The sequence below is a fragment of the Methylobacterium trifolii genome (assembly GCF_022179685.1).
Taxonomy (GTDB): Bacteria; Pseudomonadota; Alphaproteobacteria; order Rhizobiales; family Beijerinckiaceae; genus Methylobacterium; species Methylobacterium trifolii.
The window spans coordinates 1-9632 of sequence record NZ_BPRB01000292.1 but is presented as its reverse complement, the minus strand read 5'-3'; the positions used below and the strand labels follow the sequence as shown (position 1 = coordinate 9632).

8 protein-coding genes and 1 tRNA gene are annotated in these 9632 nt (G+C 70.3%); 3 read left to right on the top strand and 6 right to left on the bottom strand.

Translation table 11 applies throughout. The features are described from left to right. Positions 1-66: 66 nt before the first annotated feature. The 6 genes from glpK to COGEMETH_RS22205 form a co-directional block, all read right to left on the bottom strand. A complete protein-coding gene (gene glpK, locus COGEMETH_RS22230; RefSeq protein ID WP_238184870.1) occupies positions 67-1572 on the bottom strand; it encodes a glycerol kinase GlpK in 1506 nt (501 codons plus the stop codon). A 66-nt stretch (positions 1573-1638) separates the two neighbouring features. Continuing rightward, positions 1639-3147, bottom strand: coding sequence for a glycerol-3-phosphate dehydrogenase (gene glpD / locus COGEMETH_RS22225; protein ID WP_238184869.1), 1509 nt, complete (start codon positions 3145-3147; stop codon positions 1639-1641). An 88-nt stretch (positions 3148-3235) separates the two neighbouring features. Then, complete coding sequence (locus COGEMETH_RS22220; protein ID WP_238184868.1) at positions 3236-3832, bottom strand: HupE/UreJ family protein; 597 nt, start codon at positions 3830-3832, stop codon at positions 3236-3238. Between the two features lie 176 nt (positions 3833-4008). Next, complete coding sequence (locus COGEMETH_RS22215) at positions 4009-5544, bottom strand: cryptochrome/photolyase family protein (RefSeq protein WP_238184867.1); 1536 nt, start codon at positions 5542-5544, stop codon at positions 4009-4011. A 358-nt stretch (positions 5545-5902) separates the two neighbouring features. Then, on the bottom strand, positions 5903-6142 hold the full coding sequence (locus tag COGEMETH_RS22210; RefSeq protein ID WP_238184866.1) for a hypothetical protein: 240 nt from the start codon (positions 6140-6142) through the stop codon (positions 5903-5905). A 203-nt stretch (positions 6143-6345) separates the two neighbouring features. After that, positions 6346-6420: transfer RNA gene (locus COGEMETH_RS22205), tRNA-Gln, on the bottom strand. Between the two features lie 177 nt (positions 6421-6597). On the opposite strand from COGEMETH_RS22205, the gene COGEMETH_RS22200 reads away from it, so the two are divergent. The 3 genes from COGEMETH_RS22200 to COGEMETH_RS22190 all read left to right on the top strand — a co-directional run bounded on the left by COGEMETH_RS22200 (position 6598) and on the right by COGEMETH_RS22190 (position 9461). Next, on the top strand, positions 6598-7344 hold the full coding sequence (locus COGEMETH_RS22200; protein WP_238184865.1) for an SDR family oxidoreductase: 747 nt from the start codon (positions 6598-6600) through the stop codon (positions 7342-7344). Between the two features lie 145 nt (positions 7345-7489). Then, complete coding sequence (locus COGEMETH_RS22195) at positions 7490-9106, top strand: peptide chain release factor 3 (RefSeq protein WP_373875418.1); 1617 nt, start codon at positions 7490-7492, stop codon at positions 9104-9106. A 22-nt stretch (positions 9107-9128) separates the two neighbouring features. Beyond that, entirely contained in the window at positions 9129-9461 is a 333-nt protein-coding gene (locus tag COGEMETH_RS22190; RefSeq protein WP_238184862.1) for a GNAT family N-acetyltransferase, read from the top strand. Positions 9462-9632: the final 171 nt, after the last annotated feature.

Genomic DNA, 9632 nt, shown 5'->3' with positions numbered 1-9632 from the left:
GGCGGGGCCGATCGGTGACGTATCCCACGCATCCCCGCCGCGAGGTTCCGCCAGGATCGGCGAGCTTCAATCCTCGTCCAGCTTCCAGTCGAGGGAGCGTTTCACCGCCCGGCCCCAGGCCGTGACGATCTTGGTGCGCTGGGCCGCCTCCATCCGCGGCTGCCAGCGCCTGTCGACGCGCCAGTTGCGGGCGAGGTCGTCGAGGCCCTTCCAGTAGCCGGTCGCCAAGCCTGCGGCGTAGGCGGCGCCCAGCGCCGTGGTCTCGGCCACCTTCGGGCGCACCACCGGCACGTCGAGGATGTCGGCCTGGAACTGCATCAGCGTCGCGTTGGCGACCATGCCGCCGTCCGAGCGCAGCTCCTTCACGCGAATCCCGGAATCGGCCTCCATCGCCTCCAGCACCTCGCGGGTCTGGAAGGCGGTGGCCTCCAGGACCGCGCGGGCGATGTGGCCCCGGTTGGCGTAGCGGGTGAGCCCGATGATCAGGCCGCGCGCCCCCTCGTTCCAGTGCGGCGCGTAGAGGCCCGAGAAGGCCGGCACGAAGTACACGTCGCCGTTGTCCTCCACCGTGGCGGCCAACGTCTCGACCTCGGCGCTGTCCCGGATCATCCCGAGGTTGTCGCGCAGCCACTGCACCAGGGCGCCGGTGATGGCGATCGACCCTTCGAGGGCGTAGACGGGTTTTCCGCCCTCGAGCCTGTAGGCCAGGGTGGTGACGAGGCCGGCCTTGGAGGGCACGGGGGTCTCGCCGGTGTTCATCAGGGCGAAGCACCCGGTGCCGTAGGTGTTCTTGGCCTCGCCCGGCGTGAAGCAGGTCTGCCCGAACAGGGCCGCCTGCTGGTCGCCGAGGATGCCGGCGATCGGCACGCCCGCAAACGGCGCCCTGGTCTCCCCGTAGACCGCGCTCGACGAGACGATCCGCGGCAGCATCGCCCTCGGGATGTCGAAGGCCGCGAGCATCCTTGCGTCCCAGTCCAGGCTCTCCAGCGACATCAGCTGGGTGCGGCTGGCATTGGTCACGTCCGTGAGGTGGAGCCCGCCGTCCGTGCCGCCGGTGAGGTTCCAGACGAGCCAGGTGTCGACGGTGCCGAACAGGACCTCGCCGGCCTCCGCCTTCTCCCGCGCGCCCGCGACGTAGTCGAGGAGCCAGCGCAGCTTCAGCCCGGAGAAGTAGCTCGCCAGCGGCAGGCCGGTGACGCCGCGAAAGCGGTCGCGGCCGCCGTCCCGGGCGAACTCGGCGACCAGGCGGTCGTTGCGGGTGTCCTGCCAGACCAGGGCGTTGTGCAGGGGCTCGCCCGTGCGCCGGTCCCAGATCAGGGTGGTCTCGCGCTGGTTGGTGATGCCGACCGAGACCAGGTCCTTCGGCGTCAGGCCGGCCCCGTCGAGGGCGTCCCGCATCACGTCTTGCGTCTTGCGCCAGATCTCCTGCGGATCGTGCTCGACCTGGCCGGGGCGCGGATAGATCTGCGCGTGCTCGGCCTGGGCCTGCGCGACCACGGTTCCCTCGCGGTCGAACACCATGAAGCGGCTGCTGGTGGTGCCCTGGTCGATGGCACCGACGTATCGGCTCATGTCTCCCTCCGTCTCGACGCGGGCTCAATCGACCGGTCTTGGTGCCGGCTCGGCATCGTGATGGGTTCAGGCGGCGGCTTCGGCCGCGCGCTCCAGGTAGGCCCGAAGGCGGGCGGCGCCCTCGGGCGAGGTGTGCAGCCCGAGCTTCGAGCGGCGCCACAGGATGTCCTCACTGGTGCGGGCCCATTCCCGTGCGCGCAGGTAATCCACCTCGGCCCGCGTCAGGCCGCCGTCGAAGCCCTCGCCGAGGTCGGAGAGCGAGACCGCCTGCCCGAGGACCTCGCGGGCCAGCGTCCCGTAGGCGCGGGCGAGCCGCCGCACGAGGTCGGCCGGAAGGGACGGCCTCTCGGCCTCCAGGTCGCGTAGGTACGCGTCGAAATCCGCGTTCGCCATCGCGCCGCCCGGCAGCGCGGCCTCCCCCGTCCAGGCCGGTGCGAGGCCGGGAAAGTACGGCGCCAGCTTCGCGACGGCGTGCTCGGCCAGACGCCGGTAGGTCGTGATCTTGCCGCCGAAGACCGACAGCACCGGCAGCGTTCCGTCCCGGTCGGACACGTCCAGCACGTAGTCGCGGGTCACGGCAGAGGCGTCGGCGGCCGCGTCGTCGAAGAGCGGGCGAACCCCCGAATAGCTCCAGACCACGTCCTCCGGCCCGATCCGCCGCCTGAAGGAGCGGTTGATGCAGGCGCAGAGATAGTCCGTCTCCTCCGGCGAGATCGCCACCGGCCCCGGCTCCGCCGCGTAGGGCACGTCGGTGGTGCCGACGAGGGTGAAGTCCCGCTCGTAGGGGATCGCGAACACGATCCGCTTGTCCGGCTGCTGCAGGATGTAGGCCTGCGCGCCATCATAGAGCTTGCGCACGACGATGTGGCTGCCCTTGATCAGGCGCACGGCCGCCCGGCTTTCGATGCCGAGCGTCGCCCCCAGCGTCTGCCCGACCCAGGGCCCGGCGGCGTTCACCACGGCCTTCGCCCGCACGGTCTGCGCGGTGCCCGCCGCTTCGTCGCGCAGGGTGGCGACCCAGGCATCCCCCTCGCGCCGGGCCGAGGCGACGCCGGTGCGGGTGCGGATCTCGGCGCCGCGGCTCCTGGCATCCATGGCGTTGAGCACCACGAGGCGGCTGTCCTCGACCCAGCAATCCGAATAGACGAAGCCCCGCGTCAGCCTGTCCTGGAGCGGCGCGCCGAAATCGGAGGTCCGCAGCCGAACCGACGTCGAGCCGGGCAGCGTTCGCAAGCGCGCGAGGTGGTCGTAGAGGAACAGGCCGGCGCGCAGCATCCAGGCCGGGCGCAGGCCCTCGTCGTGCGGCAGCACGAAGCGCAGGGGCCAGATGATGTGGGGGGCGAGCCGCAACAGGCGCTCGCGCTCGGCCAGGGCCTCCCGCACGAGCCGGAACTCGTAGTATTCGAGGTAGCGCAGGCCGCCGTGGATCAGCTTCGTGCTCGCCGAGGAGGTGAACTCGGCAAGGTCCCCGCGCTCGCACAAGAGGACCGTCAGGCCGCGCCCGGCCGCGTCGCGGGCGATGCCGGTGCCGTTGATGCCCCCGCCGATGACGAGCAGGTCGTAGCCGCGATCCACCAAGGCCCCTCCCGAAACCCGGTGGCGGCGCCGGGCGCGAATGATCGTCTTTCGGATTCGCCTTGCGCCTCCGGTCGGCCGGGCAGGGCTAGCCCTGGAGCGCCAGGATCGCCAGGCCCGAGGCCGCCACGACGCCGCCCAGCAGCGGCGCGGTCCGGGCCCGTCCGGCGCGCAGCCCGAGGAGGCCGAGGCCGATCCCGGCCGCGTGCAGCACGGCCGTGCCGGCCAGGAACCCGAGGCCGTAGCGCAGGCCCGAGGCCGTCTCGGGCATCTCGGCGCCATGGGCGTAGCCGTGGAACAGGGCGAAGGCGCCGACGAGGGCGGCCAGCGCGGCCACCGGCAGGCCGAGACCGAAGATCGCGGCCAGCCCGAAGGCGACGATGGACAGGCCGATGCCGGTCTCGGCAAACGGCAGGGACAGGCCCGCGGCACCGAGTGCGGCGCCCACCGCCATCAGGCCGAGGAAGGCGGCCGGCAGCGCCCACAAGGCCCGGCCGCCGCGCAGGGCCGCCAGCAGGCCCACCGCCGCCATCGCCAGGACGTGGTCCGTCCCACTGACGGGATGCAGGAAGCCGTGCGCGAGGCCGGTGGCCCCGCCGTGGCCGGGGTGCGCGAGCGCCGCCTGCGGCAGCAGCAGGAGCAGGGCGGGGAGCATCGGGACGAGGGCGGAGGCGAGGCGCGTCATCGGCACGGTCCTGGATCGGGTCCGGTCCGGTCTAGGACAATTCCCTCCGCGGGGCGAGAGCCGGCGTCGTCGCCCATCGTCCGCCGCGGCACCGGGCGGTCCCATCGAAGGGTCCCCGGCGGCATTCCTGCCGGAGGGAGGCGCTTGGCGGGGCGTGCCTCTCGATGGCGGTGCGATCAGGCGTACCCGGTGGGCAGGCTATCGAGAAAACGGTCCGCCTGGGCCACGATCTCACCCTTGCGCCTGGCATCCCACTTGGACAGCGTCCGATAGGGCATCGTCATGCGGTGATTGTTTTCAAGATGCGGCGCGTTTCTGATCAGGAATGCCCAATACAGATAGTTGAACGGACAGGCCCGTGGGCCGGTCTTGATTTTCGGACTGTAGGCGCAGGTCGTGCAATAGTTCGACATGCGGTCGATGTAGGCGCCTCCCGCCGCATAGGGCTTGGACGACATCAGCCCGCCATCGGCAAAGGTCGCCATGCCGTGGACGTTGGGAAGCTCGACCCACTCGTAGGCGTCGGCGTAGACGCAGAGGTACCATTCCTCGATCTCGGCCGGCCTGATGCCCGCGAGCAGGGCGAAGTTTCCCGTGATCATGAGCCGGTTGATGTGATGCGCGTAGGCTTGATGCCTGGTATCCTCGATGGCCTGGTGCATGCAGTTCATCGGCGTCTCGCCGGTCCAGTACAAGGACGGTAGCGCGCGCTCCGCTCCCAGCGCGTTGCTCGTCTTGTACGCCGGCATATGCAGCCAGTAGACGCCGCGGACGAATTCGCGCCAGCCGAGGATCTGCCGCACGAAGCCCTCGATCGCGTTGAGCGGCACGCGCCCGGCCTCGTGCTCGGCCAGGGCCCGGTCGACAACCTCCCGCGCCGTGAGCAGCCCGGCGTTGATGTAGGGTGACAGCGTCGCGTGATAGAGAAACGGGGCGCCGGCCAGCATGGCGTCCTGGTAGTCGCCGAAGGACGGCAGGCAGCCGGTGGCAAACGCGTCCAGCGATTCCAGCGCCTGCGCCCGGGTCACGCCCCAGCCGAAATCCTCGATCTCGCCGAAGTGCCCGGCGAAGCGGCGGGAGACCAGATCCATCACCGAGCGGGTGGTCGCATCCGGGTCGAAGCGCAGGCGCTGGGGCGGTGCCTCGTCCGCGGGCCATGGCTTGCGGTTCTCGGCGTCGAAGTTCCAGCGGCCGCCCTCCGGTTCACCGCCCTGTATCAACAGGCCGGTGCGCTCGCGCATGACGCGGTAGAACGCCTCCATGCGGTAGCTCCGCCTGCCGCGGGCCCAGTCGGCGAACGCCTCACGCGAGCAGTAGAACCGGTCGTCGGGCCGGACCTCGACGGGGATGTTGAAACGGCTGAACCATCCGTCGACGGCGTCCATGACCCGCGCCTCGCCGGGCTCGGTGACGACGATCCTGTCGGGCAGGTGCCGGCGCGCGGCCCGCTCCAGTTCGCCGGTGAAGGAACCGGTGTTGTCGGGGTCGTCGAGCCGCACGTAGTCGACCTGGATGCCCTCGGCCCGGAGGTCGTCGGCGAAGTGGCGCATCGCCGAGAGGACGAAGGCGATCTTCTGCTTGTGGTGCGGGACGTAGGTGGTCTCCTCCGCCACCTCGACCATCAGGACCGTGTCCGCCTCCGGGTCCAGATCGCTCAGGGTCGGGATCGTGCGGGTCAGCTGGTCGCCGAGGACGAAGCGGAGGGCGGTCATGGCGGGTCGGGTCTCGATCGGGGTCGGGCCGATGTAGCGTCTCCCGTGCCTTTGGAACCCGGCCGTGACGCCGCAGCCGGATGAGTCGACGGCCTGCGGCTGGCGTCCAGGAAACGACCGCCTTGCCGATGGCGCACTCCCCGTATCGCGGACCCGTCGCCGACCTGGAGCGGCGGGCCGCGCCGGACGGGCGGAGAAGGCGTTCGGGATCGACCGCGAGGCCGATATCCGCGTCATGTCCGAGGCGGAGGACAAGGATCCATCGGTGCCGGCGGCGCCCCGAAACGAAGTGCGTGCGGCACGTTTTTCGTACATGAGCCCCGGCGCAACCGCCGGGGCCTTCCTGCGTCGGATCGGATCAGTCGCACGTCTCCTTGTGGACCGTCGTCCGGTCTCCGTCCGCGTTCTCCTTCTTGACGGTCTTGGAGACGCATCCGTCCCCATGCTCACGAACCGTCACCGACTTGGACTCGGCAGCCGGCCGATCGACCACGACCCGATCGGGGCCTTCGCGCTCGATCACCGTGGTCTGGGCCTGGACGTTCGAGACGCCGAGCAGCGTCAACACGGCACCGGCGGCAAGCAGGCTTCTACGCATCGCATGTCTCCTGAAAGCGAAAGATGCGTCCTGAACGGCAAGAGCCGCGGAACCGTTCCGCCAAAGGGACGTGCCGCCCGGCCGGCCTGACACGAACGCGCTTTTGTCCGGCCGCAGCACCCGCCGACCCGTTACGGACGACAGGTTTCCAGGGGCTGCCCGACTTGGCCTAACGCGTTGAGATGCAAGCCTATTCAGGCATATGGCTGGGGCGCCAGGATTCGAACCTGGGAATGGCGGTACCAAAAACCGCTGCCTTACCACTTGGCGACGCCCCACCGGAGGGTGGCGTTGTCTAGACTTGGGCGGGCGTTGTGGCAACAGGCTTCGCGGCGATGGCCGGGGTGACCGTCCGGTGCCGCTTTCGCGGCGGCTGGGGGCGGTCGAACCCGGTGCGGGGAACGGGGCGGGCGCGTTCGGGCGCGTGCCGTCATCGGGGGTTCGGGAGGACGGGCATGGCGGAGAAGCGGGTCGCGGTGGTGACGGGGGCGGGGTCCGGGTTGGGCCGCGTGGTGGCGCGCGGCCTGGGGGAGGCCGGTTACGCCGTGGTGCTTGCCGGGCGGCGGCTGACGGCGCTGGAGGCGGCAGCCGCCGAGATCGGCGCGGCGGCCCTGGCGGTGGAGGCCGACGTGACCGACCCGGATTCCGTGGCGCGGCTGTTCTCGGCCACGGGCGACGCCTTCGGGCGCCTCGACGTGCTGTTCAACAACGCCGGCATCTTCACGCCGGCCGCCTGCATCGACGAGGTCGCGCTGGCCGACTGGCGGGCGAGCGTCGAGACCAACCTCACCGGCGCCTTCCTCTGCACGCAAGGAGCCTTCCGGATGATGAAGGCGCAGGACCCGCGCGGCGGACGCATCATCAACAACGGCTCGATCTCGGCCCACGTCCCGCGCCCACATTCGGCGCCCTACACGGCCACGAAGCACGCCATCACCGGCCTGACCCGCGCCACCTCGCTCGACGGGCGCCCCTACGACATCGCCTGCGGCCAGATCGACATCGGCAACGCCGCCACCGAGATGACCGAGGGCTTCGCCAAGGGCGTGCGCCAGGCCGACGGCTCCCTCAAGCAGGAGGCGGTGATGGATGCCCGCCACGTGGCCGAGGCCGTGGTCTACATGGCGGGGCTGCCGCTCTCGGCCAACGTCCAGTTCATGACGATCGCCGCGACCAGGATGCCGTTCATCGGCCGCGGCTGAACCGAGCCGCGCATTTTGCCAACCGTCGCCGCCGGGCCTAGATGAGGGCGGCACGCCGTCCCACCGCGGAGCCGGCCGTCCGAACCGCCGCCCCAGATCCCAAAAAAGCCCGATCGCGGGCCCGAGACCGTTGCCCGCCATGCTGATGCAGCCGCAGACCAAGACCGAGGCGAGGCCGCCCGCCGATCCGGTGGCGCGGCGGCGCACCTTCGCGATCATCTCGCATCCGGATGCCGGCAAGACCACGCTGACGGAGAAGCTGCTGCTGTTCGGCGGCGCGATCCAGCTCGCCGGCGAGGTCAAGGCCAAGCGCAACCGCGTCTCCACCCGCTCCGACTGGATGGGCATCGAGAAGGAGCGCGGCATCTCGGTCGTCACCTCGGTGATGACCTTCGAGTACGGCGATTGCGTCTTCAACCTCCTCGACACCCCCGGCCACGAGGACTTCTCCGAGGACACCTACCGCACGCTGACCGCCGTCGACTCGGCCGTGATGGTCATCGACGCCGCCAAGGGCATCGAGGCCCGGACGCGCAAGCTGTTCGAGGTCTGCCGGCTGCGGGACATCCCGATCGTCACCTTCGTCAACAAGCTCGACCGCGAGGCGCGCGAGCCGTTCGAGCTGCTGGACGAGATCGAGAAGACCCTGGCGCTGGATGTCGCGCCGATCACCTGGCCGATCGGCCGGGGCCGCAACTTCGCCGGCACCTACGAGCTCGGCGGCAACCGCGTGCGCCGGTTCGATGCGGCGGACGACGCCGGAACGGAGGCGGTCTCCGGCTTCCAGGACCCGCTGTTCGACAGGCTGCTCACCGAGAACGGCGAGGCCGATGCCTGGCGGGAGGAGGTCGAACTCGCCGAGGGCGGCCTGAAGCGCTTCGACCTCGAGGCGTTCCGCGAGGGGCACCTCTCGCCGGTGTTCTTCGGCTCGGCTTTGCGCAACTTCGGCGTGCGCGACCTGATCGACGGGCTGGCGCGCTTCGCCCCGCCGCCGCGCGGGCAGGATGCCGACAAGCGCCTGGTGGAGCCGACCGAGCCGCGCATGACAGGCTTCGTCTTCAAGATCCAGGCGAACATGGATCCGAACCACCGGGACCGCATCGCCTTCATGCGGGTCTGTTCGGGCCGGCTCCACAGGGGGATGAAGGCGCGGCTGGTGCGCACGGCCAAGCCGATCTCGCTCTCGGCGCCGCAGTTCTTCTTCGCCCAGGACCGGGCCATCGCCGACGAGGCGTTCGCCGGCGACGTGGTCGGCATCCCCAACCACGGCACGCTGCGCATCGGCGACACGCTGACCGAGGGGGAGGACCTCGTCTTCCGCGGCGTGCCGAGCTTCGCCCCGGAGATCCTGCGCCGGATCAAGCTCACCGACGCGATGAAGGCCAAGAAGCTGCGCGAGGCCCTCCAGCAGATGGGCGAGGAGGGCGTGGTCCAGGTCTTCGTGCCGCAGGACGGCTCCCAGGCCATCGTCGGCGTCGTCGGCGCCCTCCAGCTCGACGTGTTGAAGGAGCGGCTCTCGGCCGAGTACGGCCTGCCGATCGACTACGACACCACGCGCTTCTCCGTCTGCCGCTGGGTCTCCTCCGAGTCCGAGGTCGAGTTGGACAAGTTCGTGGAGTCCCACGGCTCGGCCATGGCAAAAGACCTCGACGGGGCGCCGGTCTTCATGGCGACCACCGCCTTCTCGCTCCGCTACGAGGAGGAGCGCTACCCGGCCGTGCGCTTCACCGACATCAAGGACTACCAGAAGCGCAACGCCTGATGCGCTGGGGTGGTGTCTTGGGTTGAGATGCGGCCTGAGTGCCGCGCAGATCGAGCGCGCCTTCCTGCCCAAGCCGCAGCAGCGCAGCAGCCCCGATCCCGTGCCGGTCATGGTGCTCGGCCAACTCGCCGTCGATGAAGACTGTCGGAGGCAAGGCCACGCGCCATCGCTGATCCACTTCGCGCTCAAGACCGCCCTGCACGCATCGGCCGTCATCGCCGGCGCGGGCGTTCTCACGCATCCGCTGAACGACGACGTGCGCGGCTTCTGTCGGGCATGGGGCTTCGAGGACCTGCCTTTCGACCCACGCCGCGCCATGTTCGTGCGGATATCCGCGCTCCGCAATTTTTCCTGACCTGTTCGATGCAGTGCGGAATCTCCGACCGCGGCCTTCCTGCGGTCGGCATGCGGCCACTCGTCGTCGCGCCCGCCGTGGTGATGCCAACCTTCGGCACGCAACCCGGCCCCTCCACCGGCACGTCGCCGCCCGATCCGACCGGACCTCGGGTCTAGAGCGTGTTATGAA